Below are 25,963 nucleotides of genomic sequence, written 5' to 3'. Positions count from 1 at the left end.
TGAGGAGCCGCGAAGCGGCGTCTCGAAGGATGCGGCCCGAGTGGGGCCTCATGGTTCGAGACGCGCGATGGGCTCCTCACCATGAGGGACGAAGCGCGTCAGCTCACGCCGAGAAAATCACGCTTGCCGATCTCGACACCATTGTGGCGCAGGATGTCGTGTGCAGTCACGGCGTGGAAGTAGAAGTTCGGGAACGAGAACGCGCTGAGGAATTGCTGGCCCTTCAGGGTCATGGTGCGATCGGGACCGATCGGGAAGGTGACGTCCCTGGCGTCGGCGCCGTCGAACTGCGCCGGCTTGAACGACTTCACATAGTCGATGGTCTTGGCGAGCCGCTGCTTCAGTTCACCGAAGCTCTTCTCGGTGTCGGGCGTTGACGGCACCTCGCTATGGGTCAGTCGCGCACAGCCCCGTGCGGCGTGATCGCAGACCAGCTGCACCTGCTTGGTCAGCGCCAGCATATCGGGATAGAGCCGCGATCCCAGCAGCACCTCGGGCGCGATTTTCTTCGCCTCGCAATGCGCCTCGGCCTTGGTCAGCTCGCCGGTGAGGCTGTTGAGGATCTGCAGGTAGGCGGGGACGACGGCGTCATGAAAGGACATGTGATGCTCCCTGTTCTGATGAAATCCGGATGTTACCGAACGGCGATGCTGCAAATGGGGCGGCAAGGGGAAGAATACAACTGCGGGCGGCTGTAACACTTGGTCAAATGTTCTGTATGCGACCTCCGAAGCCCGTCATCCCGAGATCTGCTGGTCGGTTGACCGGTCGCCAGTGCCGTCAAGAGGGATCACGATCCTCGCCATTGATGAGGATCAATAGGACGGCGGGCTTGGGGCGGCAGATTGACCGAACCGATGATCGTTCAGGCAAAGGTCCGGATACGCGGGTATCCGGCATGATCAACGCCAACACCGGTCGACGACGATCGACCTCGAGCCAATGCTGACAAGGACCCGTTTCGCTCCGGAAGAGAAGCAGCTGCTGCTTCGCTTCTGGCAGAGCGCCTCCGGATATTGGCGAGGCTCATCGGGCTGGCTCGGCTGGTTTCTGGTGGTCCTGCTGATCGCGAACGTCATCCTGCAACTTCTGACCCAATACGGATTGAACTTCTGGAACCGCGACTTCTTTAATGCGGTTGAACAAAAAAATCAGCCGGAGCTCATCCATCAGGCGTTGCGGTTTGTTCCGCTCGCGGGGGCCAGCATCGCACTGGACGTAAGCTCGGTGTGGGTACGCATGACCTTGCAGCGCTCATGGCGCGCGTGGTTGAGCAGCCGACTCTACGACTACTGGCTCAAGGATGACCGCTACAAGAGGCTGCGCTTCATACCAGGAGACAGCGAGGCTCCCGAGTATCGCATCGCTGAAGATGCCAAGGTTGCAACCGACCTGCCGATCGACCTCGCGGTCGGCCTGCTGCAGTCGCTGCTCACGATCGCAACCTTCATTGGCGTGCTCTGGTCGGTGGGCGGCGGATTGACAATTCATGTTGGCGGCTTCGCTCTGCTTGTTCCCGGCTACCTCGTGGTTGCGGTGATCGCGTATTCGTCACTGCTCGCGACCTTTATTTGGCTGGCTGCCGGTCGACTGACCCGCGTCATCGAAGAAAACAAGCGCATGGAAGCCGAACTGAGGGCGATCGGGACGCATCTACGGGAGAGCGGCGAAGGAAAGGTGACGCTTGCGGCCAACACAGATGGCCGACATGTCATCGGCGCGGCCCTGAAGGCCGTGATCCACGTCTGGCGCATCTATTGCTGGCAACTGATGCGAATGACGCTCGTGACCTACACCAGTCTTCTGATCACCCCGGTCATCGGCCTTCTGCTGTGCCTTCCAAAGTATCTCGCCGGCATGATGACGCTCGGCGAAGTGGTCCAGGCGTCGGCTGCGTTCGTTGTCGTGCAGACCGCGTTCAATTGGTTTACGGACAATTATGCCAAGCTCGCAGAGTGGGCCGCTTCGGCGAACAGGGTCGCATCACTCCTGCTCGCATTGGACCAGGATCAGCCGCCCACGCCATGAGGCGACACTTGCGGCTCACCCGCGCATCTGACGTCACAGTGCGCTGAGACGGTTACGATGATATTTCATCGCGTCGGCAGTGCCGCGGCATCGGCTGCCGGCTGCGTCCGACCGCCGCCGCGCATCCGCGCCAGGAGCTCGGCGGTCGGCCAGGAATCCGCCGGCAGCCCGTATTTCATCTGCATCGCCTTCACCGCGCTGCGGCTTGCCTGTCCGAGCACGCCATCGATCTTGCCGACGTCGTAGCCGGCACGCGCCAGCAATCCCTGCAACTCCTTGATCTCGCCAAACGGCAGCTGCGCGACCGGCGCGTGCGGCCGCTGCATCGGCGGCGCGCCCGCGATGCGGCCGGCGAGATAGCCGGCGGTGGTGGAATAGATCAGCGAGTTGTTCCATTCGGTGTAGGCGGCGAAGTTCGCATAGGCGAGGAACGCCGGACCCATCCGGCCCATCGGCAGCAGCAGCGAGGCCGGCATCTCGTCATTGGCGAGCGGTTTGCCATCGGTGGAGGTAACGCCAAGCGACACCCATTTCGAGCGCGGCAGCTTGATGGTGAGGTCGGCCTGGTCCCAAGGGAAATTTGCCGCCTGCGGCACGCGCACCTCCTGCAGCCACGGCTCGCCGCGCCTCCACTTCAATCCGGTGGCGATGTAGTTCGCGGTCGAGCCGATCACGTCGGGGCCGCTTTGCAGGAGATTGCGATGGCCGTCGCCGTCATAGTCGACCGCGTAGTTGAAATAGTGCGTCGGCAAGAATTGCGTCTGGCCGAGCTCGCCGGCCCACGAGCCGATCATCTCGTCGGGCGTCAGGTCGCCGCGCTCGATGATCTTCAGCGCGGCGATGGTCTCGCCCTGGAACATCTCGGAGCGGCGGCAATCATAGGCCAGCGACACCAGCGATTTCAGCGTCGGCAGATTGCCCATCTGGACGCCGAAATCGCTCTCCAGTCCCCAGAACGCGGCGATCACCGCCGGCGGCACGCCATATTCCTTTTCGGCGCGCGCGAACGCGGCGGCATAGGTCCGGATGTATTGCTGGCCCTGCTGCATGCGATAGTTCGCGGCCATGCGGCCCGCGAACTGGGTGAAGATCTGCCCGAACACGCGCTGGCCGCGGTCGCGGTTGACGATGCCCTGGTCGTAGATCAGGTAGGGCGCGGCCTCCGCGATCGTGCGCTGCGAGACGCCGGCGGCGACCGCCTTCTGCTTCAGCTCGGCGAGGAAGCGATCGAAGTTCTGCCCGTTGTGGCAGGACGCAGCCCGCGGCGAAGCGACGGCGGCCGGGCGCGGCCTGACTGGCGCGGGATTCAAGGGGCTGGGCAGCGGCTGCTGCGCCGAGGCGAGGGTAGAGAGCGCCAGCGCCCCCGCGATCGCTGCGATCATGATCGGGGCGCGGAGGGGAGAGGCTGGCATCGATGTCACCGGCTGGAAAAAAGAGGAATTGAAGCCCGATCTGCATACACCAGGGCGACACCTGGCAACAACGGGGTAGCGCCGGGCGCGACCTCGCCACCGAGGCGCGGAAGCGCCGCCCCGGTCTCCGCGTCCTCTTCACATCGGGCTATACCGATGACGCCATCGACCAGGACGGCAAGCTCGAGCAGGGCATCCTGTTCCTGGCAAAACCCTACAGCCGCGCCGAGCTCGCCCGCATGTTGCGCGTCGCGCTGCGCGAGGACGAAGCGGCGAATCGCACAAGAGCCGGCGGCGTAGCGAAAGATCGTAGCCCGCATGAGCGAAGCGACATGCGGGACCGGTCTTACCTCGCATATCGCTTCGCTTATGCGGGCTACCGATCGCCGCGGCACATAACCGATTGTTAACCCGCGCCGCGGCGCTGCGACGCACTGGTTCCCCTTGCGGCTTCAGCGGCAAAATCCCTACCTCAGCGGCGTCAGTTGTGGCAGCATTCCGCTCGCCGTGAGGGAACCACGATGAACTATTTCCGCACCGCGCTCCTGCTTGCCGGCCTCACCGCCCTGTTCATGGGGGTCGGCTATCTGATCGGCGGCGGCACCGGCGCGGTGATCGCGCTGATCGTCGCGGCTGCGACAAATCTGTTCACCTACTGGAATTCCGATCGCATGGTGCTGTCGATGTACGGCGCCCATCAGGTCGATGCGAGCTCGGCGCCCGAACTCTACAATCTCGTCGCCGAGCTGGCGCAGCGCGCCGCTCTCCCGATGCCTCGCGTCTTCGTGATGGACGAGGCGCAGCCGAATGCGTTCGCGACCGGCCGCAATCCGGAGAATGCGGCGGTCGCCGTCACCACGGGCCTGATGCAGCAGCTCAGCCGCGAGGAGCTGGCCGGCGTGATCGCGCATGAGCTTGCGCATATCAAGCATCACGACACGCTGACCATGACGATCACGGCGACGATCGCCGGTGCGATTTCGATGCTGGCGCAGTTCGGCATGTTCTTCGGCGGCAATCGCAACAACAATAACGGTCCCGGCATTGTCGGCTCGATCGCGATGATGATCCTGGCGCCGCTCGGCGCCATGCTGGTGCAGATGGCGATCAGCCGCACCCGCGAATACGCCGCCGACAATTATGGCGCGCGCATCGTCGGTCAGCCGATGTGGCTTGCCTCCGCGCTCGCGAAGATCGAGAACGCCGCACATCAGGTGCCGAACATGGAGGCCGAGCGCAATCCGGCCACCGCGCACATGTTCATCATCAACCCGCTGTCGGGCCACGGCGTCGACAACCTGTTCGCGACCCACCCCTCGACCGCGAACCGCATCGCCGCGCTGCAGCAGCTCGCCGCCGAGCTCGGCACCCAGACCGCGCCGCGCCCGGCCGGTGGAAGCTATCCGCCGCGCAGCCCGTGGGGCGGATCGTCCGGCCAGCGCGGACCGTGGGGTTAGCTGCGTGTGAGGCGGGATCGGACGCAGCCGCGAAGGCGGTGTGCTCCCTCGCCCCGTTCTTACGGGGAGAGGGCTGGGGTGATGGGCTGTCTCCGCAGATCCGGCGATAGCTGCATTCGCGGAGGCTCCCCCTCCCCCGGAACGCATCTAGCGATGCGTTCCGGCCTCTCCCCGCACGCGGGGCGAGGTGAAGTGGAGCCGCTGCTACGCGCTCGCGGCGTCCAGCCGTTCGACCTGGTCTTTGCTCAACTCAAGTTTGGTCGCCGCGACCAGCGTTGCGACCTGCTCGGGCCTGGTGGCGCTGGCGATCGGCGCGGTGACTGAGGGTTTTGCCATCAGCCAGGCGAGCGCGACCGCGGCCGGCTCGGCGCGGGTTTCCGCGGCGACCTCGTCGAGACCGGCTAGGATGCGCATGCCGCGCGGGTTCATGTATTTTGGAATGCTGCGTGCACCGCGCGGGCTCTTGGCGAAGTCGCTCTCCGAGCGATATTTGCCGGTCAAAAATCCTGCGGCGAGCGAGAAGAACGTGATCACGCCGACGTCGTTCGCCTCGCAGACGCGTTGCAGCGCGCCTTCGTAGCTTGAGCGCTCCGCCAGGCTGTATTCAGGCTGCATGCTCTCGTAGCGCGGCAGCCCGTTTGCCTTGGCAATATCGAGCGCACCTTGGAGCCGCTCCGCCGAGAAGTTCGAGGCGCCGATCGCCCTGATCTTGCCGGCCTTGATCAGCTTGTCGTAGGCCGCGAGCGTCTCTTCCCGCGGCGTCGTCTCATCATCCTTGTGGGATTGGTAGAGATCGATGAAATCGGTCTGCAGCCGCCGCAGCGAGTCCTCGACGGCGCGCGCGATGTAGTCCGGCTTCAGTCCGACATTGCCGCCTCCCATGTCCATGCCGACCTTGGTGGCGAGGATGACGCGGTTGCGGTTGCCGCGCGCCTTCATCCATTTGCCGATGATGGTCTCGGATTCGCCGCCGCTGTGGCCCGGCACCCAGCGTGAATAGACATCCGCCGTATCCAGGAAGGTCAGCCCCTGATCGAGCACGGTGTCGAGCAGGCGAAACGACGACGTCTCGTCCACGGTCCAGCCGAATACATTGCAGCCGAAGCACAGGGGAGGAACAGTGAGGCCGGAGCGGCCGAGCGCGCGATGCTTCATGAGTTTTCTTTCGCTTGTTCTTGGTGGCGGGCGCCGGACACTGAGGCAGATCGCCCTTGTTTGCAAGGCGTTGTGCCTGTCGCATGATGTGAGGCAAAGGGTGCGGGTGAGGTCGGGGTTGGTCGTGGACACACCATGCTCGCTCGTGTGTCAGGCAGGCTGCCCCACAGTGCCGCCTCGATAGAGCGCGATTTCATTTGCCGGATATTTGATGTAGATTGCGCGGCGAGCTGCCACCGGTTGCGCCGAAATCCGGGAAATGAGCGGCAGCGCGACTGGCCATCGGCAGGCCATTTCTTCTCATTTTCCAGTACGTAATGCTCTGCCTGGGCTGCACGCCCGGGTGAATGTTTTTTTCATTCTAGCCAAACGGAGCGATTGCCATGCATTTCTGCTTCTCTGGTGAATACACCCCGCGTTCCCTGAACAACATCATGGAAAACCCCACGACCAATCGGCTTGAGGCCGCGAAGAAGTTGATCGAGGCCGCCGGCGGGAAACTGATTTCGATGTACAGCACGGCGACCGATGGCCCCGGCGTGATGGTGATCTTCGACGTGCCGGATCCGAGCTTCGCGCCTGCGATCAGCGGCGTGGTCGTGGCCGCCGGCGCCATGCAGAATGTGAGGCTGATCCGGCTCTTCACCCAGGACGAGATCAAGGTGGTGCGTCAGCACGCGACCAAGCTCAAGGCTGCCTACACGCCGCCTGGCGGTTAGCAGGCCGAGCGATCCAGAACGGCGCAGATTGATCTGATGGCCGGTGTCACTCTCGCGCGGCGGCGCTAGCCGGCGTCGCGCGCGAAGGCGGGGGCCGTTGCGCGCCGCTGATCCGGGGCGTCAACGGATGGGCATTAGCTCAGGCGGATGTCCCGGCTACGTGCATGCCGGCCACAGCCCCGGCCGGTTGTGCCGTCGCATGACGTCCGCCGCCTCGCTCGGGCCTCCGCTTCGGCAAGACGAGCGCAGTACGCGCTAAGGCGCGATGAGATCAGGGCGTGTACTCATGAATTCTTCGCGTCCGCTTTGATCTCGGAAGCTGACGTTGAGGCCGACATCGCCGTATGTCGGCCTTGGGCCAATAAGCAACATCCAAAGAAGTTCAGTTGACTACGTGCGGGCCTCAAAGTTCATGTTGAACGGCGTCTCGGTCGCGCGACCGAACTACTTAGAGCCCGCCCATATAACGCATGCTCGCATGTCCAGCCCTTCTTGGCGGACGACTAGCAAATGCGACAGGGGATGCGAAGTATCGCCTTGGCCGACCAGCGCCGCTTGGGGATGGAAAAATCACGCCCCCCGCTTCTTCAGACCGAGCCCCTCGAACTGCGTCTTCTGCTCGTCACTCAGGTTCCAACGGAAATCGTCGACCGCGTCGTTCACGCTGATGATCGCCTCTCTCATCGCTTCCAACCGCGCCTTTGCGGCCTTAAGGCGGGCCGGCGGGGTGAGCGCGTCCTTTGGCGGGCATGGGTTTAAGGCTTCCATGGTGCCCATCGTGGTATCCTGCACCACTTCGAGCGCGGCGCGTTGCGTATCGTTCAGTTTCAGGCTGGCGACGATGTCGTCGAGGGGCCATTGCTGGGCGACGAGCTGGCGGTATTGCTTTTCGGCCCGTTGCTCGTCTTGCGGTTCACGGCTCGCCTGGCAGGCGGCGTCCTGCATCTCCTTCAGCTTCGCGGCCGCAGCGTTAGCGCGGCGGTCGCGTTCGGGCGTGTTGAGCTGGGCCTTCTGTTCATCGCTTAGGAGATCGTAGAATTTTTGAAATGGCGGCATAACGGTCGCAACTGCGCTCAGCATCGCGTTGACGCGGCTCTGCATGGCCGCGAATCGCTCCAGCGCGGTGGTTGCGGTCTGTGCTGGACAGGAAGCGCGGATGGTGTTGCCGGCGGAAATCCAGGCGCTCGCGAGCTCGTCGAAGGCTGCGCGCTGCGCCTCGTTCGCCGCGACCGCGAGGCCGATCCGCTCGAGGGGAAGGCCGGTCGTCTCGGCGGTGTCGCCGCTACAGAATTCCTGCACCGAGGGCGCTTTGCGATGCCGCCTCCCGGCGGGGCGCTCGGCCGCAAACGCTGAGAGATCGCTCGCAGCGTAAGGCGAGAAGATCGCAGCGTAGAGATCGCCGTAGCCATAGGCCCAGAAGCCGCTGCCATCATTGAGAAGCGCGTAGTCATAGAGATCGCTGTAGGCAAACGGCCAGAAGAGCGGACCGACCCAGCCGTATGAACCGTCGGAGTGCTGCCACCAGCCTTGCGCAGCTCGGCCGCCGTGCCAGCCGGCCAGCGCGGCGACGGCAGTGAGCTGCGCGCGCTCACTCGGGCCGATCGACTCGGCGGCGGGGCGAAGATCTTGCGGTCTTAGGGCAGCCATGCGGACGCGGCTGTGGCGCGCCGCCATGCGTGCGTGGCGGAGACCTGCGACCGACAGCACGCCGGCCATCGCGAAGCGCGCGACGCTCACGGGGCCGCCAACGCGCAGGCGGAAACCCGCCTCGGCCGCGCTCGGCAGCGCTCCCAGAACGCCAATTGCAACGCCGGCCGCAGCCATTCCAAGGCGGGACTTTGACATGATCTCTCCCTCGGTCTCTCCCTTGGCGGCCCAGGCCACATCGCGTCACAAATATGACTCGCAGCGGAACCGAAAGTTCCTCCCGCCGTTTTCATTAGGTGAACCTGCGGTCAGGTCTCGACGTCAACGGATTAGTCGCGTCGAGTACACGCGCTGGGTCGAATCGTCATCGCGCTTTAGTTTGGTGTGTGATTCGCGCAAACGCGTTGTCGCGAGGGAAAGCCGCTTCGCACTTTTCCGGATCATGCTTTAGCGCACGTCGTCCTCGGTCGAATCCTCCTCCGTTTTCGGCGGCCAGGCGCCGCGCCGGACCAGCGTCTCGTGCAGGAGATGTGCACGCTGTTCGTCGCACCCGATGGCTGCAAGGGGGTCGAGGGCCCGATCAGCAAGGACGGCTGGTGCAAGGCCTTTGCCGCGGTGGATTGATCGGTCGATTGATCCTTGGCTCACAACTCCCGCGCATTCGAGAACGCGAACGACGACACCCGCCGCGTGGTCTCGTCCAGGATCAGGGTGCGCGTGATCGGCGGCTCGGCGCGCTGGCTGCAGTTCTCGCGCTCGCAGAGCCGGCAGTTGACGCCGATCGGCGTGCCCTCGACCTTCTCCAGATCCATTCCGGTCGCATAGATGAGCTTGGCCGCGTGACGGATCTCGCAGCCGAGCCCGATCGCAAAGCGCGGCTGCGGCTGCGGGTAGGGCGCCACCGGCCGGCGCACCATCTGCGCGATCGAGAAATAGCGCGTGCCGTCCGGCAATTCGATCACCTGGCTGAGCAGGCGATCCGGCATGTCGAAGGTCGAGTGCACGTTCCAGAGCGGGCAGGTGCCGCCGAACTTGGAGAACGGGAAGGTGCCGGAGGAAAACCGCTTCGACACGTTGCCGGCATTGTCGACGCGGAGCAGGAAGAACGGCACGCCGCGCGCGTTCGGCCGTTGCAGCGTGGTGAGGCGGTGGCAGACCTGCTCGAAGCCGGCGTTGAAACGCTGCGCCAGCACATGGACGTCGTAGCTCAAGGCTTCGGCTGCGGAATGAAACGCCTGGTAGGGCATCATCGCGGCGGCTGCGAAGTAATTGGCGAGCGTGATGCGGTAGAGCCGGCGCGCAGTGTCGTCGAGCGGGCCGGCGCGGCTGACGATGGCGTCGATCGCGGCGCCGCACTCGACAAAGCCGATCTGCAGCGCAAGCTGGAAGCTGCGGCCGGAGCTGTCGACGAGTTCGGAGATCAAGAGCTGCCGGCGGTGCCGATCGAAACGGCGCAGCGTCTCGCGCATCACGTCGACCGGCATCACGCGGGTCAGAATCGAATGTCTTTCGCGGAGGCGCGTGGTCAGCGCCGTGAACAGGCCTTCGGTCGGCACGTTGATCTCGTCGCGCAGATTCTCCGCGGCGGTCTCGAGCTCCGGAAAATAGTTGCGGTTGGCCTCGATCAGGTCGCGCACCCGCTCGATCGGATTGGCGTCGAATTGCGAGCCTTCGCGGTCGGCCATCTGCGCCGCCACCAGCGTCTCGCCGCGGCGCGCCTCGGTGTAGGCGGCATAGAGCCGCTGCAGCGCATGCGTCACGCCGGGGCAGAGCTCGGCGAGGTCGCGCAGCTCCTGCTTCGGCAGGTCGATCTGGCGGAACAGGGGATCGGAGAAGATCTCGTTGAGTTCCGCGAAGAAGCGGTCCTCGTCGGCGGTGGCGAGGTCGCGCAAGTCGAGGTCGTACGTCTCGGCCAGCCGCAGCAGGATCTGCGCCGTTACCGGGCGCTGGTTGCGCTCGATCAGGTTGATGTAGGAGGGCGAGATGCCGAGCCCCTCGGCGATCTGGGTCTGCGACAGCCCCAATTGCTGGCGGATCCGCCGGAAGCGCGGACCGACGAACAGCTTCTTTCCGGACTCACCGGGCATGGCAGGTTTCCTGACCTATATTGTGACAAAGTTTACAAATCGACATTTATTACAAGTTCAGATGTTACATGACATCACAAATAAAAAACAAGGCATCTATACGAACTTCGCGTTTTCGCGTTTATCTCCTGACACGCAATTCGCAATGCTCTGTCAAGAATGTCGATCCGGCGAGCAGGTTGCGGAGATCAAGGTGCAGGCGGCTGGGCAAAGGCAGCCCCGATTTTTTGAAGGAGACTGACGATGAGCAAGGGCAGCAATTTCTGGGTGATCGGCGGCGAGTTCGGGTCGATGAACTTCCACAAGCTCGTCGAAGGCTCGGCCCAGGTCCGCGGTCCGTTCAAGACCCGCAAGGAAGCCGAAGAGTGCTGGAAGGAAGTTTCGGAAGAAAGCCGCCACAAGGCCGGCGTGCGCTTCTCCATCGTCGAGGAGCCGTCGCGGGTTTCGGCCTGACGTTCAAGATTTTCAGAGCCAAGAAAACGTCCAAGGACGGCGGCCCCATCCGGTTTCATCCGGGTGGGGTCGACCGCTTTTGGGACAGCGTCAGGCCTTTGATCTGGGGATAAGTGGCGGCCTAAGTGCTTGGGAACCAACGCCCTTTGCGGACATCTTGGTTGCTGATAGGTTAATGCGCAGGAAACCCGTCACCACGAGACCGCAAGGCATGTCCGATCCGCAGAACACCGGCAGCGAGGCGCGCGAGATGCGGCCGACGCTGCGAGAGGCGCTGCGGCGGGCGCGGATCGAGGCGGCCGATCGCACCGGCGTCGTCGTCGAGCTGCGCGACGCCGAGGTGGCGCGGCTCGAGATCCTCAACGATGCGCTCGATCCGTTGTTCGCGCAGGTGCCGGACAAGGTCGATCTGTTCGACCGCGGCATCAGTCAGGGCGAGACGCCGCGGCTGTGGATCGACGTCGTCGCGCATGTGCTGATGGGGCGCGACAAGCGCATCTACCGCTTCGTGCAGGACACGAGGTTCGGCCGCATCGTGCTCGCCGAATCGCATGACGTGGCCGCGATCGTCGATGCCGTCACCGACTATGTCGCGCGCCGCCTGATCGAGCGCGAGCATGCGATGGTGGCAACGCCGCTTCCGGTTCCCGAGCCGCCGACGCCCGTCCCGGTGGTGGCGCCAAAGCGCCGCGGCGGGATCGGCATGTTCGTGTTCGGCTTCGTCATGGGTGCGCTCGCGCTGTTCGGTCTCGCGCTGTTTGCGAGCTTGCAAAACTACTAGCCGCTCAAGGGGCGGGGCATCGTGGTCATAACACCCGCCTCGGCATTTTTCGGCGTCCTGGCGGCGGCCGCGGTGGTCGGCAGCGCCGTGCTGTTTGGCAAGTGGCAGACATTGCGGCGCGCCGAATACATCCGCACTTTTCACTGGCCGGCGGGCCTGTTGGCGCGGCTCGAGAAGCGTCATCCCGGCTTCACCCGCAAGGACAGCGCGCTGGTCTCGCGCGGCCTGCGGCAGTTCTTCCTCGCTTATCTGATGAGCGGCAAGCGCTACGTCTCGATGCCGTCGCAGGCAGCCGACGACCTCTGGCACGAATTCATTCTCTACACCCGCGAATATGATGCGTTCTGCCGCCGCGCCTTCGGCGGCTTCCTGCATCACACCCCCGCGGTCGTCCTGGTGAAGGAGCGGCGCAGGAGCAATGAGGGGCTGCGGCGGGTCTGGTGGTATTGCTGCAAATACGAGAACATCGATCCGGTCAGGCCGACCCGGCTGCCGCTGCTGTTCGCGCTCGACGCCAAGCTGAACATCGCGAACGGCTTCATCTATCACACCGACTGCGAGGCGCTGCGCCGCAGCGGCATCGGCGGCAGCAGCCCCTATTGCGGCGGCGATTTCTCCGACTCGTCGATCGACGGATCGTCAGCGGGTTTCGGCGATGCCGGCAGCGACGGGAGCGGTGGCAGCGATGGCGGTGACGGCGGCGGCGATGGTGGCGGCGGTGACAGCGGTGGTGGCTGCGGCGGCGGGGGCGGCGATTAGGACAGTCGTACTTGCTTCAATTCGCGGATGCCGGCGTGATCGCCGAGGCCGCGCACGGTCTGCTCGCAGCGCCAGTCGTTGCCGTCACGCTCGATCGTGAACAAATTATAGGCCGCGGCCGGATAGTGCTTGCGCGCCAGCGCCGATGCCGACGGCACGCCGATCGCCGGGATCTTCCGCTCGGGGCCGTCGAACCACATCGTCGAATGGATGTGGTCGTGGCCGTGCAGCACCAGCTCGACGCCGTGGCGCCTGAGCAGCGCCAGCAGCTGATGCGAATCGGTCAGGCGCTTGGCGCGCCCGTCGGAGTGCAGCGGATGATGCACCAGGAGGACGCGGAAGGCGTCCTCCCGCGACAGCTGCGCGAGGATCGCATCAAGCGCATCGAGCTGAGGATGGCCGAGCCAGCCGGTCGCCATCAGCGGTGGCGTCGGCACCGCCGAGGAGACGCCGATCAGCGCCACAGGCCCGCGGTGGCGCACGAACGGAAAATGCGTTGCCGCGCCATCGGCGTCGCCGCGCAGATAGTCGCCGAAGTGACTGACGAAGCGATGCCGCGTCGCGCGCACATAGGCGTCGTGGTTGCCGGGGATCACGGTGACGTCGGCAGGCGAACCCACGCCCTCCAGCCATTGCCGGGCCGGATTGAACTCGGCATCCAGCGCCAGATTGACGAGGTCGCCGGTCACGGCGATATGGTCCGGCTGCTGCGCCTGCATGTCCGACACCAGCGCGTCGAGCACGTCGCGGCGGTGATATTTGTGACGGTTGCGCGTCCAGTTCAGGTAGCCGAAGGCGCGCTTGCCGGCCAGATCGCGGAGCCGCGCCGCCGGCAGCGGCGGCAGATGCGGGTCCGACAGATGCGCGAGGCGAAACGGCGCCATCATGCGATTCCCTTCGGATTGTCCGCGAAAAGTGGCCGGCAGCCGGTCATGTCGTGCTATCCCGAACGTCCTGCCTGTATTGGCAAGAGCTGCGCAGGCGCGCAAGGATCAAAGCACGGATCAAACACCATGATGTCGAGGGTTCAGTGACGGTCCTGCTCGATTTACGCAAGCGCTACGAGCCGCAGATCAGATGGGTGTTTCATTTCTACTGGCGGCTGGTCCGCAGCATGACGCTCGGGGTCCGTGCCGTCGTGCTCGATGCCGACAACAGGGTGTTCCTGGTCAAGCACAGCTACGTCCATGGCTGGTATCTGCCCGGCGGCGGGGTCGAGGTCGGCGAAAGTTTTATCGAGTCGCTGCGGCGCGAATTGGAGGAGGAGGGGCGGATCGAGCTCAAGGGCGAGCCGGTGCTGCACGGCATCTTCCACAACAGCCACGTCTCGCCGCGCGATCATGTCGCGGTCTACGTCGTCAGGAACTACCGGCAGGACCGCCTGCCGGAGCCGAATCGCGAGATCGTGGCCTGCGGCTTCTTCGATCCGGCTGATCTGCCCGACGAGACCACCCCCGGCACGCGGCTGCGGATCGCGGAGGTGCTCGAAGGCAAGCCGCCCACGGCGACATGGCGGTGATGGACCGCGCCCGCGCCAGATGCTATCCCGCGCCCCACAATGACCGAATTGTCCCTGACCATCCTGCCCGAGACCCCGAAAGACGCCCAGGCGATCGAGCGCCTGCACGAGCGCACCTTCGGGCCCGGCCGCTTCGTGCTCAGCGCCTACCGGCTGCGCGAGCATGTCGATCATCTGCTCGATGTCTCCTTCACGGCGCGGATCGGCACGCTGCTGGTCGGCTCGGTGCGCCAGCTGCCGATCACGATCGGCGATACGCCGGCCCTGATGCTCGGGCCGTTGACGGTCGAGCCGCCGTTCCGCAGCCGCGGCGTCGGCCGTGCGCTGCTAGAGCGTGCGATCAACGACGCCCGCGCCAAGGGCCACCGGCTGATCGTGCTGGTCGGCGACGAGCCATACTATTCGCGGGTCGGCTTCAAGCCGGTCCCGAAGGGGCGAATGACCATGCCCGGCCCGGTCGATTACAGTCGCCTGCTTGTCATGGAACTGGTCGACGGCGCGGCCGAGGGCGTCTCCGGGCCGATCCAGCCGGACTGGAGCAAGGCGATCTGACATCCGCGCGGGCGTCGCCGGAACTGTTGCGCGCTATCGGAAACTAAAGCACAGTTGAGATAAGCGCCGGGACAAGACCGGCGCATGTCATATCAACAGGGAGAGTGCGCGTCATGATCAAGGTCAGTGTGATGTATCCGAACAATCCAGGCGCACGCTTTGATCACGACTATTATCGCGACAAGCACATGCCGCTAGTGAAGGCGCGCCTCGGCGACGCCTGCAAATACTACACCGTCGACAAGGGTCTCGCCGGCGGCGCACCGGGGCAACCCGCCACCTATGTCGGGATGTGCCACATCTTCTGCGACTCGGTTGAGGCCTTCGCGGCCGGCATGGGCAAGCACGCCCAGGAGATCATGGGCGACATCCCGAACTACACCGATCTGCAGCCGGTGATCCAGATCAGCGAAGTCGTCGTCGGCCACTGACGACTCAAGCGTTGGAGTTTGATCCCTCTGCCGCGAACGGCAGAGGGACCCGCTTGGCTCAGAACTTCAGGTTGGCGAACGCCCGCACGCCGAGGCCCGGCATCAGCACCTCGTCCTTGGTGTAGGAGACGGAGTTGCGGATGTTCTGGTTGAGCAAATTGTTGCCGACCAGACCAAGCGTCATCTCGCGCGCGCCGATCCATGACGAATTCAGCTTGGTGTTGTAGGTGATCTCCGCGTTCAAGAGATTGTAGCCCGCCGTCGGGGTCTCGCCGATGACAGCGATGTCGTTCTGCGCGAAGGCGTGCACCAGATTGATGCGGGTCAGCCAGTTGCTGTCGCGCCAGTAGAGGCCGCCGCCAAGCCGCACCGGTGGAATCCGTGGCACGTTGCTGCCGTCGGTGAAGGTGGCGCGCACCACGTCGAACTGGTTCTCGATGCCCCAGATGCCACCGTTGAGGGGGCCAATGTCGAACTGGCTCTGGAATTCGGCGCCGCGGAAGATCGCGTCACGCTGCGAATAAACCGCCTGCCGCGCCTCATTGTTGGGATCGCCATTGCCGCAGGAGTCGAAATCGTCGCCGCACATCACCCCGGTCAGGCGGCGATAGATGAAGTTGCTGAAGCGGGTGTAGTAGGCGGTGGCCTCGAAGCGGAACGGTCCGGTCGCCTTGCGCAGGCCGATCTCGACCGATTTCGCGGTCTCGATGGTCAGGTTCGGATTGCCGATGTCGAAGGTCGCGGTCGCATCGTGCGCGCCGCGCGAGAACAGCTCCGCGGGCTTCGGCGCGCGTTCGACATATTGCGCGGTGATGCTGCCGACGAGATCGCCGGGCAGGTTCTGCAGCAGCCCGATGCTGCCGCTGACCGGCGTGTAGGACGGATTGCGCGCGATCGAGATCTGCGGTGCGCCATCGGGCAGATAATCCGCCGGGAAATTCGGCATCGATCCGTGCAGGTCGACGTGCTCGATGCGGCCGGCGATCTGCGCCTTGGTCGAATCCGTGAACTTGAACTCGTTGAACACGTAACCCGCGACGCGGTTGTTGTTGTTCGGGCTCCACAGGCCGTTGAACAGCGAGCCTGGATCGTCCGGGCTCGGCGCGGTCAGCTCCTGATGCCCGGCCTGCACGCCGAACGCGGTCGTCACCGTGGCGAAGCGTGCGTTGAACGGCATCATCTGCACCTCGACGCGGGCTTCCTGCTCCTTGTTGGTGAAGGTCTGCCGCACGCCGTCGCTGAACGGGTCGGTCGGATCGGCAAGGCCGAGCTCGTTGTGGCGATAGTCGGTCGCGCCGACCCAGAACCGCACCGCTTCGATCGCCGCGGCATCGGGCCGGTACTCGCCCTTGACCGCGATCTTGGTCTGGTGCGCGTCGATCCGGGTCTGGTGATCGGCGCCATCGGTGCCGGGGATATGGTAGAGCGAGTCGTTCTGGGTGATCGCCGCGCCGATATAGCCGCCCTGGAAGAAATAGGAGGCGCCAACCGACGCGCCGTCCGACTGCGTCGCGGAGTTCGGCTGGCGGCCGTTGAATGGCTGGCCGGGCACAAATAAATAAGGATAGCTGGGGATGCTGTAGTCGCTGGTGGTGCGGCCATAGACATCGGCATGCACGGCGACATTGTTGCCGCCGGCGTCCAGCAGCATGCCGCCCTCGACGCCGCGATTGACCGAGCTGACCGACGTGCGGGTCTCGACATTGAGGCAACCCGGCGCGCCGGCGCCGGCCAGCGGAGCCTTCACCGGCAATCCGTAGCTCTGGAACGGCGCCGCCGCGCAGGTCGGCATCGCATCGGGAATCCGGTTGTTGGTGGCGCTGACGACGCCGCCGATCGAGGTCGAGCCGTAGCGCAGCGCTGCCGGGCCGCGCACCACTTCGATCTGGTTGGTCGAGAGCGGATCGATCGGGACGAAATGATCCTCGCCGAGATCCGACACGCCGCCGCCGCCGAGACCGTTTTCGACGATGCCGACGCGGTTGACGTCGAGGCCGCGGATGATCGGCCGGCTCGACGCGCCCGGCGCGAAGCTCGAACCAGTGATGCCGGGCTTGGAGAACAGCAGATCGCCCAGCGTGGCGGCGCCCGAGCGCCGCAGTTCCTCGTTGGGTATCACAGTGACGGTGGCGAACTGATCGGTAACCACGGGCAGCACGCCCTGCTGCGGTGCCGGCGCCGCAGGCGCCGGTTGCACGGCCGCGGCGCGTTCGCGGTTGCGGCTCGGCGCGGCCCGGACAACATGGCTCGGCGTGCGCGTTGGCGCCGTCCGGTGCCGTTGGATCGGGCTCGGTGCCGTCACCGTGATGTCGGGGAGTTGCGTCGGCGTGTCGTCGGCCAGGGCATTGTGGCTCATCGCGCCCAGCAATAGCCAGCTCACGCTCCCGATGTGGAGTGCTCGTTTCTTCTGAAGTGTCATTGTCCCGATCCAGGCCCGTCGAAATGACGGATCGATTCCGATTTGCCCCGCTGGCGCAGGCCGCAAATGTGATGCGGCCGTCCGCTCAGGGCGTGCAGCAATCAGTCGATGTCAGGACAGGGGAGGTGCGCGGGAGTGGAAGGCCGCCGGCGCCGATTTCAGATGGGCGAATTCGGCATTGGTGGTGCGGAACAGAAGCTCGATGGCTTCCGGCAGCAACAGCACCGGCGGCGCCGTGAACAGCATGCTGCTCGCGAGCGAGATGACGGCGCAGATCGCGCAATTGTCGGCCGGATGCCGGTCGTTGTCGTGATTGGCGGGCTGTGGCGTCCCGGTCACCTGGACCGCGAGGTCCGGCGTCGCCGAGGTCCCGATATAGGCGAGATCGACCAGCGACAGCCCGGTCTGGACCGCGGGCGCCGCTTGCGCTGCCGCGATCGGATGGAAATGCCCGAACGACAGCATGAACTGGACGGCGAGCGCGAACAGCGCCAGCCGCGAGCCAGTCTTGATGTGTCGCCGGAACCACTGCATGCCGATAACGCCCACCCGTCGGGAGCGCATCAACACCCCAGCGCCCCGATGTTATATTATAACATCGGATGGCGTGCGCGATGTCAACCAGCGTTCAGACAAACCGTGTCGATGCATTACCTGTGTGTGCTTGATGCAACGCAGACCTGAGCCCGGCCGGGCTCAGCGTCCCTCGCGCAGCCATGTTGCCGCGAATGCGCCGAGCAACAGCAGCAGGCCGACCAGGCCGGCGAACATCGGCAGCACGCCGACACCCTTGACGACGCTGGCGTCGCGCATCTTGACGCCGAGCCAGCCATCGCCGCGGAAGATCGAGGAGGAGCGCACCGGCACGACGCGCGGCATGTCGAGGCTCGAACCGTCGACAGTGCGCCGGGCGTCGCCGCCGGTCGCCTGCGCCAGCGGCTTCAGCATGTCGGTGGTCGAGGTGACCTCCGAGAATTCCCTCGGGTTGGTCGGGCCGACATTGATCAGCGCCTTCAGCGTGCCGTCGGTGGCTTGCCACAGGCCGAGCTCGTTGGCGGGCAGCGTCGCGCGCCACTCGCCGGGATCGCCGGCGGTAAGTGTCAGTTCGCGCGTGGTGCCGCTCGGCGACGTCACGGTGACCGGCGACACGGTGTCGGCCATGGTCTGGCGCACCACCATGAGATCCTTGCCCTGCACCTGCATGCGCAGCGCCTCTTCGTCGAGGTCGGGCTGCTTCATCAGCCAGTGCGACACCCGCCGCAACAAATCGAGATGCGGGCCGCCGCCCTCGTAGCCGCGCGCCCACAGCCAGATGTGGTCGGAGAGCAGCAGCGCGACGCGGCCTTCGCCGAAGCGCGACAGCAGCAGCAGCGGTTTGCCGTCGGCGCCGGTCATGACCGGCGGATTGATCGCGTTGCGCGTATCGACGGTGCGGAAGAACCGGCTCCAATGCGGCGGCTCGGCATTCGAGCCTTCCAGCCCGCGCGTCACCGGATGGCGCTTACCGGCATCGCTCAGATGCGCGTAGAACGGCTTCTCGGTCACGCCGACCGGTTCGGCCGGCAGCACCGAATCCAGCGGCGTGCGCCAGATGCTGGTGGTCGAGGCGTAGTCGGGACCCGCGGAGACCAGCACCGCGCCGCCGGCGCGGACATAGCGCGCGATGTTGTCGAAATAGGCGATCGGCAGCACGCCCTGGCGGGCGTAGCGGTCGAAGATGATCAGCTGGAATTCGTTGATCTTCTGCTGGAACAGCTCGCGGGTCGGAAATGCGATCAGCGACAGCTCGTTGATCGGCGTGCCGTCCTGCTTCTCCGGCGGACGCAGAATGGTGAAGTGAACGAGATCGACGCTGGGGTCGGACTTCAACAGGTTGCGCCAGGTGCGTTCGCCGGAATGCGGCTCGCCGGACACCAGCAGCACGCGCAGCTTGTCGCGCACGCCGTCGATCGCGACCACGGCGCGGTTGTTGACCGGCGTCAGCTCGTTCTCGAGCGGCGAGGCCTCGATCTCGACGATGTTGGGCCCGGCGTGCTTGATGTCGATGTCGACGCTCGAAGTCTGGCCGCTGGTCAGCGTGCGCTCGTTGATCACTTCGCCGTCGCGGCGGATCGTGACCTTGGCGCGCTCGCCGGTGACGCCCTGGTCGTCGAGCCGGAAGGTGATGGTCTGGGTCTGGCCGACGATGCCGAAGCGCGGGGCGGCGGTGATCGCGATGCGGCGGTCGCGCTCGTCCTTGCGGCCGGTGATCAGCGCGTGCACCGGCGCCTGGAAGCCGAGCGCCTGGGCGTTGGCGGGAATGTCGTGCACGCGGCCATCGGTGATCATGAAGGCGCCGGCGACGCGCTCGACCGGAACGTCCGACAGCGCCGACGTCAACGCGCCGAACAGCTTCGTTCCGTCGGTCTCGCCATCGGCCTGACCGGCCTCGACGACGCGGACCTCGAGGCCCTTAATCTGCTTCAGGCTGTCGACCAGCGCCTGGCGCGCCTTGTCGGTCTCCTGGTTGCGCGTGCCGAAATTCTGGCTCGGGCTCTTGTCGACCACGACGGCCGCGACCGAGGACAGCGGCTCGCGGTCCTCGCGGGTGAAGGAGGGATTGGCCAGTGCCAGCAGGATCAGCGCCAGCGCGGCGACCCGCACCGCGGCGCCCCGCGCGCGCGACACGAGCAGCAGCACGGCGATGACGACAATCGCGCCGAGCGCGAGCCACAGCACGAGCGAAGGAACCAGCGGTGTGAACGCGATACCGTAGTTCATGGCGTCACTCCGTCATTCCGGGATGGTTCGAAGGACCAGACCCGGAATCTCGAAATTCCGGGTTCGATGCTTTCGCATCGCCCCGGAATGACGGTGTTGGCAGCTGAATCACTCGCATCTCTACTGTCCCAGCCGCTCGATCAAGGCAGGCGCGTGCACCTGGTCGGCCTTGTAGTTGCCGGTCAGCGTGTACATCACGATGTTGACGCCGGCCCGGAAGGCGAATTCGCGCTGGCGCGGCTCGCCCGGCGTCAGCGGCAGCATCGGCTGGCCGTCGGGGCGGATCGCCCAGGCACCGGCGAGGTCATTCGACGTGATGATGATCGGCGAGACGCCGTCGCCGCCGCGCGCCGGGCGCTGCGCAGCCTCGTCGTCGTCCTCGCGCGGCAGCGCCTCGACCCAGGTCTGACCTGAGTTGAAGCGGCCGGGGAAGTCGCGCAGCAAATAGAACGTCTTGGTCAGCACGTGCTCGCGCGGCACAGGCTCGAGCTCGGGCACGTCGAGGGTCGACAGCAATTCGCGCAGCGTCTGCATGCCGGGCGTCTGCGATGAGCCGTTGTCACCCGGCGGCGCTTCGACGGCGTCACGGGTATCGAAGATGACGGTGCCGCCCTGCTTCATGTAGGCGTCGATCTTGTTGATGGCGTCCTGCGGCGGCTTCGGCGCGCCCGGCACGATCGGCCAGTAGATCAGGGGGAAGAACGCCAGCTCGTCGCGCGCGGGATCGATGCCGACGGGATCGCCGGCCTCCAGCGCGGTGCGCTGTCCGAGGAACAGCGTCAGTCCGGACATCCCCGCCTTGACGATGGAATCGACGTCGGCATTGCCGGTGACGACATAGGCCAGCCGCGTCTGCGACACCGCCTTGATGGCGAAGTCGTCGCTGCCGCTGTTCTGCGCGCGGCTCGGCGAGGGCACCATCGTGGTCGCAAGGATGAAGGCCAACGCGAGCACGGCCGGTGCCGCGCGCCGCCGGATCAGCGCGGCGAGGCCGCCGCCGAGCATGGCGACCACGATCGCATCGAGGAGGAACAGCGCCAGCGCCGTCGACAGCATGATGCCGCGCAGGTCGCGCGGCTCGGCGTTGGTGTAGCTCGCGCGCGTCGCGCGCAGGGCCGAGGTGTCGAGCGGCGCGATGCGATCGGCGGAGGCGAGCGTGTTGACCGCGATCGGGCTCTCGGCAGTGCCGTAGAAGCCGGGCGGATGGTCGGCCGTGCCGCGATCGCGATAGTCTGCCGACATCGGCTTGGCGCTCGAGGGCGGCGGGCCGAAGACGCCGAAGCCGTCGAGCGTGCGCAGCGGCGCAACCGTCTCGGCGTTGGGATCGCTGGCGACGCCGGGGCCGGGCTTCGAGGTATAGCCGGACATGTCGATCAGCCGGCGCAGCATCTCGACGAAGGTGCCGGACATCGGCAGATCCGACCAGCGCATGTCGGCGCCGACATGGAACAGGCTGACCACGCCCTTGCCGCGACGCTCGCCAGTGACGAGCGGCGTGCCGTCCTCCAGCGAGGCCCAGCTCTTGGTCGGGAGTACGGCGTCGGGCTCGGCCAGCACCTGGCGGTTGACGGTGATGTCCTTCGGCACGGTGAGGCCGGCGAACGGGCCGTCGGCGGAGAACGAGGCCATGTGCTGCGGCTTCTCCCAGGTCAGGCTGCCGCCGAGCGTGCGTCCGCCGCGGCGCAGCTTGACGGGAACGAGGTCGTCATCGGCCTGGGCGAGGCGGGGACCGGCGAAGCGCACCAGCACGCCGCCTTGCTCGATCCAGGCATTGAGCCGGTCGCGGATCTCCGGCGACAGCGTGCCGACATCGGCCATCACGATCATCGGCAGCCGCTGGTCGAGGAATTGCCCGATCACCTGCTGCGGCGCGCCGCGATCGCCGAGCCTGACATCGGCGAATGGCGACAGCGCGCGGGAGAGATAGAAGGTCGACGCCAGGAGCGGCTGCGCGGTGTCGTTGCTCGCACCCGAGACCACGCCGATGGCGCGGCGACGCCAGCGCCGGTCGAGCAGCTGCACGGCGCCGGCCGAATGCTCGCCGGAGATTTCGAGCCGTGCGATGTCGTTGCGCAACTCGACCGGAAGATCGAAGGCGGCTTCGGTCTCGCGATCCTGCGGTCCGAATGTGTAGCGGGCCTCGCCGATCGGCGAGCCCTTGGCGTCGACCCCGCGCACCGTTCCCGCCGCGATGCCGCTCTCGGTCCGCAGCACCTTCACCGTCATCTTGGCGGCGGCGTTCTCGGCCGCGACCAGCGCCTGCGCCGACTGCGCTCCGCCCGCATAGATCGTCAGATTGCGGCTCTCGATCACCTTGCCGAGCCCCTCGGTGAATTCGCTGCCGCGGCCGGTGTCGACGCCGTCGGACAGCCAGGCGATGTCGCAGTCGCCGGTCGACTTGAGGAAACGTCCAAGCGCGCCGAGGATTTCAACCCGATCGACCGAGTAGGGCTTTGGCGCGAACTGGCGCAGCGCGACGCGCGCGGCGCCGGCCGACATCAGCGTGATGTCGCGCGCGGGCTCTGACAGCGGCACCAGCGCGACGCCGCGGCGGTCGCTGTCGGCGTTGGCGATCAGTTCGTCCGCGGCCCTGATCCGCGCGTCCCAGCTCGACGCCGCGCTCCAGCCGTCGTCGAGCAGGATCACCAGCGGCAATTTACCGGCGGCGACGCCGGTCTGCGGATTCCAGATCGGGCCGGCGGCGGCGAAGATGACGAGCGCGGCGGCGGCGAGCCGCAGCAGCGTCAGCCACCACGGCGTGCGCGACGGCGTCTCCTCCTTCGGCGCGATGTCGAACAATAGCCGCGTCGGCGGGAATTCAATCCGGCGCGGCCGCGGCGGCATCACGCGCAACAGCCACCACAGCACCGGCAGGCTGACCAGCCCCAGCAGCAGCAGCGGTTCGGCAAAAGAGAGGGGGAGGCCTGCGATCATGCGCTGCGTCCCGCCTTGACTGTTGAGCGGCCGCCGCCCTTGCTCACCATCATGCCGGCATGCAGGAACAACAGCAGCTCGGCCGCGGAGCGGCTGGTGGTGTGGGTCGAGAACAGCCAGTCGAGCCGGTTGGTCTCATTGCGGATCTGGTCGCGATGCAGCGCGACCCGGGAGACATAATCGCTCGCCCAGCTCTCGGCGCGGCCCGCGGTGATGACGCTGCCGGCCTCCGGCTCGACGAACTCCACACGGCCCGAATAGGGGAAGGTCTCTTCGGCGGGATCGACGACCTGGATCATGGTGCCGTGCGCGCCAGAGGAGGAAAGCCCGGCCAGCATCGTCGTGATCTCTGTGATCGGCGACCAGAAATCCGACAACACGACGACTTCGGCCAGCGACGACGGTACGAAGGACGGCGGCAGGCTCGCGCGCGTCTTCTCGTCGTGCAACATCGCTTCGGCCATCTTGTCGATCACGTTGAGGCTTGCGGTCGGGTTCATCAGGCCGGGAATGCCGACGCGTTCTCCGCCCGCAACGAGCAACTCGGCGAGCGCGAAGGCTACGATCAGTCCGCGCTCCAGCTTGCTGTCGCGCGCCTCGCGCGAGGCAAAGGCCATCGAGGGCGAGCGGTCGGGCCAGATCCACACCGTGTGCGCGGCTTCCCACTCCTGCTCGCGGACATAGAGATGGTCGTCGCGTGCCGAGCGGCGCCAGTCGACGCGCTGCGACGGCTCGCCGGAGACGAAGCGGCGGTATTGCCAAAAATTCTCGCCCGAGCCGGCGCGGCGGCGGCCGTGCAGGCCATGGATGACGTTGGCGGCGACACGGCGGGCCTCAAGCACCAGACGCGGCAGCGATGCGGCGAGCGTTCGGCTTTCGCCATCGGCACGTCGAACCGCAAGGATCTCCTCGTTCTGGTGCCTGTCTGCGGCCATCAACCGATCCGGGTCTTCAGTTGCTTGATCACGTCGGGAATGGTGTGGCCCTCGGCGCGCGCCGAGAAGGTCAGCGCCATGCGGTGCTTGAGCACGGGCTCGGCGAGATCGAGCACATCGTCGATCGACGGCGCGAGTCTCCCGTCGAGCAATGCACGGGCGCGCACCGCGAGCATCAAGGCCTGGCTGGCGCGCGGACCCGGTCCCCATGCGATCAGCTTGCCGGCCTCGCCGCCCTCGGTGCCGGGACGCGCGGCGCGGACCAGCGTCAGGATCGCCTCGACCACGGAATCGCCGACCGGCAGGCGCCGCACCAGGCGTTGCGCGGTGAGCAGCGTCTCGGCGTCCATCGACGGCTTGGCCGCGGCCTCTTCGGCACCGGTGGTTTCGAACAGGATGCGCCGCTCGGCGTCGCGATCGGGATAATCGACGTCGATTTCCATCAGGAAGCGGTCGAGTTGCGCTTCGGGCAGCGGATAGGTGCCTTCCTGCTCGAGCGGGTTCTGCGTCGCGAGCACGTGGAACGGTTTTGGCAAATCATGCCGCGCGCCGGCAATGGTGATGTGCTGCTCCTGCATGGCTTGCAGCAGCGCCGACTGGGTGCGCGGGCTGGCGCGGTTGATCTCATCGGCCATCAACAGCTGCGCGAACACGGGACCTGCGATGAAGCGAAACGAACGCTTGCCGGCCGAGCTCTCGTCGAGCACTTCGGCGCCGAGAATATCCGACGGCATCAGGTCCGGGGTGAACTGAATGCGCTTGGCATCGAGGCCGAGCGTGACGCCGAGGGTCTCGACCAGCTTGGTCTTGGCGAGGCCGGGCACGCCGATCAACAGCGCATGGCCGCCGGACAGGATCGTCACCAGGGTGTTTTCGATCACCTGGTCCTGGCCGAAGATGACGGTGGAGACCGCTTCCTTGGCGGCCTTGATCTGGCCCGCGACCTGCTCGGCCGAACGGACGATCACATCCTCCAGTTTCTCGACGCTGTCTGCACCAGCCATTCGATCCGCTCCTTCTTGACGATGCGCGCACATACATTGGCGCGCCGTCATCTGTCGTCATCACCTGTCGTCATCTTGGCCCTCATGCTAAACGTGAGCGAAGGCCATGTATTCGTTGAATTAAACTATCCCCACCTTATCGGTGTTTCAGGGTATGAACGGCATCACGATGTGGCGAGAATGACATCCCGACCACATTTCAGGATATGTGCACCAAACGTGCCAGATTGAAGGTAGGAAACTTTAAGGCAAACAATGGCGAAGCAAGGGCAGAGCGATTCCGGCGGGGAAACTACGGGCCTCGGGAGCAAGGGTCTCGAAGGGCTCACCACGGCCGCCAATCAAGCTGCGACATCGGGTCCGGCCGGACGCAAGGGCCTGCCGCCGGTCCACCTGTGGAATCCGCCATTCTGCGGCGATCTCGACATGCGAATCGCGCCTGACGGCACCTGGTTCTACATGGGAACGCCGATCGGCCGCCCTGCGCTGGTGCGGCTGTTCTCCACGATCCTGAAGCGCGAGGACGGCAAGCACTTTCTCGTGACACCGGTGGAGAAGGTCGGCATCCGCGTCGACGACGCACCGTTCCTTGCCGTGGAAATGCAGACCGGGGAAGACGCGCGCGGCCGCCTGCTCAGGTTCCGCACCAATGTCGACGATTGGGTCGATTGCGAGAAAGGCCACGGCCTCAGATTCGAGGCGGCGGAGGACGGCGGATTGACGCCCTATCTGCATGTCCGCGCCGATTTGTGGGCCAAGGTCACCCGCGCGCTCTATTACGATCTGGTTGACATGGGCGAGCAGCGGATGGTCGATGGTCAAGAGATGTTCGGCATCGAGTCCGGCGGCGAGTTCTTCGCGATGGCCGATGCCAGTCAGGTGAGGGACGCACTTTGAACGAGCCGTTGCTG

Annotated in this window: 24 protein-coding genes; 11 read left to right on the top strand and 13 right to left on the bottom strand. The window is 65.6% G+C overall.

The genetic code is table 11. From position 1 onward, the window contains the following. Window positions 1–98 precede the first annotated feature (98 nt). Window positions 99–602, bottom strand: coding sequence for a DUF1993 family protein (locus tag XI02_RS35165; protein WP_172647096.1), 504 nt, complete (start codon window positions 600–602; stop codon window positions 99–101). A gap of 340 nt (window positions 603–942) precedes the next feature. Here XI02_RS35165 and XI02_RS35160 point away from each other — a divergent pair, with 340 nt between their 5' ends. Further along, the gene (locus XI02_RS35160) at window positions 943–2,028 is read left to right on the top strand and encodes an SbmA/BacA-like family transporter (RefSeq protein ID WP_016839750.1); all 1,086 of its coding nucleotides are present in this window, start codon (window positions 943–945) and stop codon (window positions 2,026–2,028) included. A gap of 65 nt (window positions 2,029–2,093) precedes the next feature. On the opposite strand, the gene XI02_RS35155 is transcribed toward XI02_RS35160, so the two are convergent. After that, window positions 2,094–3,410, bottom strand: a complete 1,317-nt coding sequence (locus XI02_RS35155) for a lytic murein transglycosylase (RefSeq protein ID WP_172649088.1) — start codon at window positions 3,408–3,410, stop codon at window positions 2,094–2,096. Between the two features lie 35 nt (window positions 3,411–3,445). Continuing rightward, a complete protein-coding gene (locus XI02_RS35150) occupies window positions 3,446–3,760 on the bottom strand; it encodes a hypothetical protein (protein ID WP_172647097.1) in 315 nt (104 codons plus the stop codon). A 201-nt stretch (window positions 3,761–3,961) separates the two neighbouring features. On the opposite strand from XI02_RS35150, the gene htpX reads away from it, so the two are divergent. Then, on the top strand, window positions 3,962–4,897 hold the full coding sequence (gene htpX, locus XI02_RS35145; RefSeq protein WP_172647098.1) for a zinc metalloprotease HtpX: 936 nt from the start codon (window positions 3,962–3,964) through the stop codon (window positions 4,895–4,897). Between the two features lie 204 nt (window positions 4,898–5,101). On the opposite strand, the gene XI02_RS35140 is transcribed toward htpX, so the two are convergent. Further along, window positions 5,102–6,052: an aldo/keto reductase gene (locus XI02_RS35140; RefSeq protein WP_172647099.1), complete on the bottom strand. Its 951-nt coding sequence runs from the start codon at window positions 6,050–6,052 to the stop codon at window positions 5,102–5,104. A 383-nt stretch (window positions 6,053–6,435) separates the two neighbouring features. On the opposite strand from XI02_RS35140, the gene XI02_RS35135 reads away from it, so the two are divergent. Continuing rightward, on the top strand, window positions 6,436–6,771 hold the full coding sequence (locus XI02_RS35135) for a GYD domain-containing protein (protein WP_137478188.1): 336 nt from the start codon (window positions 6,436–6,438) through the stop codon (window positions 6,769–6,771). Between the two features lie 570 nt (window positions 6,772–7,341). Here the strand turns inward: XI02_RS35135 and XI02_RS35130 are convergent. Together XI02_RS35130 and XI02_RS35125 are read right to left on the bottom strand one after the other, a co-directional pair. Beyond that, window positions 7,342–8,595: a Spy/CpxP family protein refolding chaperone gene (locus XI02_RS35130; RefSeq protein WP_172647100.1), complete on the bottom strand. Its 1,254-nt coding sequence runs from the start codon at window positions 8,593–8,595 to the stop codon at window positions 7,342–7,344. A 467-nt stretch (window positions 8,596–9,062) separates the two neighbouring features. Then, a complete protein-coding gene (locus tag XI02_RS35125) occupies window positions 9,063–10,505 on the bottom strand; it encodes a short-chain fatty acyl-CoA regulator family protein (protein WP_172647101.1) in 1,443 nt (480 codons plus the stop codon). On the opposite strand from XI02_RS35125, the gene XI02_RS35120 reads away from it, so the two are divergent. The 4 genes from XI02_RS35120 to XI02_RS35105 all read left to right on the top strand — a co-directional run bounded on the left by XI02_RS35120 (window position 10,504) and on the right by XI02_RS35105 (window position 12,498). Next, window positions 10,504–10,746 (top strand): hypothetical protein, encoded by a 243-nt coding sequence (locus XI02_RS35120; RefSeq protein ID WP_172645835.1) that lies wholly within the window; start codon window positions 10,504–10,506, stop codon window positions 10,744–10,746. The two genes, XI02_RS35125 and XI02_RS35120, sit on opposite strands and share 2 nt — an antisense overlap. Window positions 10,747–10,748: 2 nt before the next feature. Continuing rightward, the gene (locus XI02_RS35115; protein ID WP_016839740.1) at window positions 10,749–10,958 is read left to right on the top strand and encodes a hypothetical protein; all 210 of its coding nucleotides are present in this window, start codon (window positions 10,749–10,751) and stop codon (window positions 10,956–10,958) included. 211 nt (window positions 10,959–11,169) lie between these two features. Beyond that, the gene (locus XI02_RS35110; protein ID WP_172649089.1) at window positions 11,170–11,739 is read left to right on the top strand and encodes a hypothetical protein; all 570 of its coding nucleotides are present in this window, start codon (window positions 11,170–11,172) and stop codon (window positions 11,737–11,739) included. Between the two features lie 21 nt (window positions 11,740–11,760). After that, entirely contained in the window at window positions 11,761–12,498 is a 738-nt protein-coding gene (locus XI02_RS35105; protein ID WP_194483256.1) for a hypothetical protein, read from the top strand. Here the strand turns inward: XI02_RS35105 and XI02_RS35100 are convergent. Beyond that, the gene (locus tag XI02_RS35100) at window positions 12,495–13,382 is read right to left on the bottom strand and encodes a metallophosphoesterase (protein ID WP_172649090.1); all 888 of its coding nucleotides are present in this window, start codon (window positions 13,380–13,382) and stop codon (window positions 12,495–12,497) included. The genes XI02_RS35105 and XI02_RS35100 overlap by 4 nt on opposite strands. 146 nt (window positions 13,383–13,528) lie before the next feature. On the opposite strand from XI02_RS35100, the gene XI02_RS35095 reads away from it, so the two are divergent. The 3 genes from XI02_RS35095 (at window position 13,529) to XI02_RS35085 (ending at window position 15,000) form a co-directional block, all read left to right on the top strand. Then, complete coding sequence (locus XI02_RS35095) at window positions 13,529–14,017, top strand: NUDIX domain-containing protein (protein ID WP_016839736.1); 489 nt, start codon at window positions 13,529–13,531, stop codon at window positions 14,015–14,017. A gap of 39 nt (window positions 14,018–14,056) precedes the next feature. After that, complete coding sequence (locus tag XI02_RS35090) at window positions 14,057–14,569, top strand: GNAT family N-acetyltransferase (RefSeq protein ID WP_018273390.1); 513 nt, start codon at window positions 14,057–14,059, stop codon at window positions 14,567–14,569. Between the two features lie 113 nt (window positions 14,570–14,682). Then, window positions 14,683–15,000, top strand: a complete 318-nt coding sequence (locus tag XI02_RS35085; RefSeq protein WP_016839733.1) for an EthD family reductase — start codon at window positions 14,683–14,685, stop codon at window positions 14,998–15,000. A gap of 58 nt (window positions 15,001–15,058) precedes the next feature. Here the strand turns inward: XI02_RS35085 and XI02_RS35080 are convergent, their stop codons facing one another. The 6 genes from XI02_RS35080 to XI02_RS35055 all read right to left on the bottom strand — a co-directional run bounded on the left by XI02_RS35080 (window position 15,059) and on the right by XI02_RS35055 (window position 25,052). After that, a complete protein-coding gene (locus tag XI02_RS35080) occupies window positions 15,059–17,419 on the bottom strand; it encodes a TonB-dependent receptor (protein WP_172647102.1) in 2,361 nt (786 codons plus the stop codon). A 111-nt stretch (window positions 17,420–17,530) separates the two neighbouring features. Then, complete coding sequence (locus XI02_RS35075) at window positions 17,531–17,953, bottom strand: DUF2946 family protein (RefSeq protein ID WP_028338626.1); 423 nt, start codon at window positions 17,951–17,953, stop codon at window positions 17,531–17,533. Window positions 17,954–18,115: 162 nt separating this feature from the next. Further along, window positions 18,116–20,179 carry a hypothetical protein gene (locus XI02_RS35070; RefSeq protein WP_172647103.1) on the bottom strand — a complete coding sequence of 688 codons (2,064 nt, stop codon included), beginning with the start codon at window positions 20,177–20,179 and terminating at the stop codon, window positions 18,116–18,118. A 120-nt stretch (window positions 20,180–20,299) separates the two neighbouring features. Further along, a complete protein-coding gene (locus XI02_RS35065) occupies window positions 20,300–23,110 on the bottom strand; it encodes a DUF4159 domain-containing protein (RefSeq protein WP_172649092.1) in 2,811 nt (936 codons plus the stop codon). After that, window positions 23,110–24,048 (bottom strand): DUF58 domain-containing protein, encoded by a 939-nt coding sequence (locus tag XI02_RS35060; protein WP_172647104.1) that lies wholly within the window; start codon window positions 24,046–24,048, stop codon window positions 23,110–23,112. The genes XI02_RS35065 and XI02_RS35060 overlap by 1 nt, the downstream gene beginning before the upstream one ends. Further along, window positions 24,048–25,052, bottom strand: coding sequence for a MoxR family ATPase (locus tag XI02_RS35055; RefSeq protein ID WP_016839727.1), 1,005 nt, complete (start codon window positions 25,050–25,052; stop codon window positions 24,048–24,050). The genes XI02_RS35060 and XI02_RS35055 overlap by 1 nt, the downstream gene beginning before the upstream one ends. Window positions 25,053–25,307: 255 nt before the next feature. Here XI02_RS35055 and XI02_RS35050 point away from each other — a divergent pair, with 255 nt between their 5' ends. Then, window positions 25,308–25,949 carry a DUF1285 domain-containing protein gene (locus tag XI02_RS35050; RefSeq protein WP_172647105.1) on the top strand — a complete coding sequence of 214 codons (642 nt, stop codon included), beginning with the start codon at window positions 25,308–25,310 and terminating at the stop codon, window positions 25,947–25,949. The last annotated feature ends 14 nt before the right edge of the window (window positions 25,950–25,963 follow it).

Source organism: Bradyrhizobium sp. CCBAU 21365, assembly GCF_015291305.1.
Classification (GTDB): domain Bacteria; phylum Pseudomonadota; class Alphaproteobacteria; order Rhizobiales; family Xanthobacteraceae; genus Bradyrhizobium; species Bradyrhizobium elkanii.
Note: the sequence above shows the minus strand (reverse complement) of the source record. Positions and strands in the feature narration are given on the sequence as shown.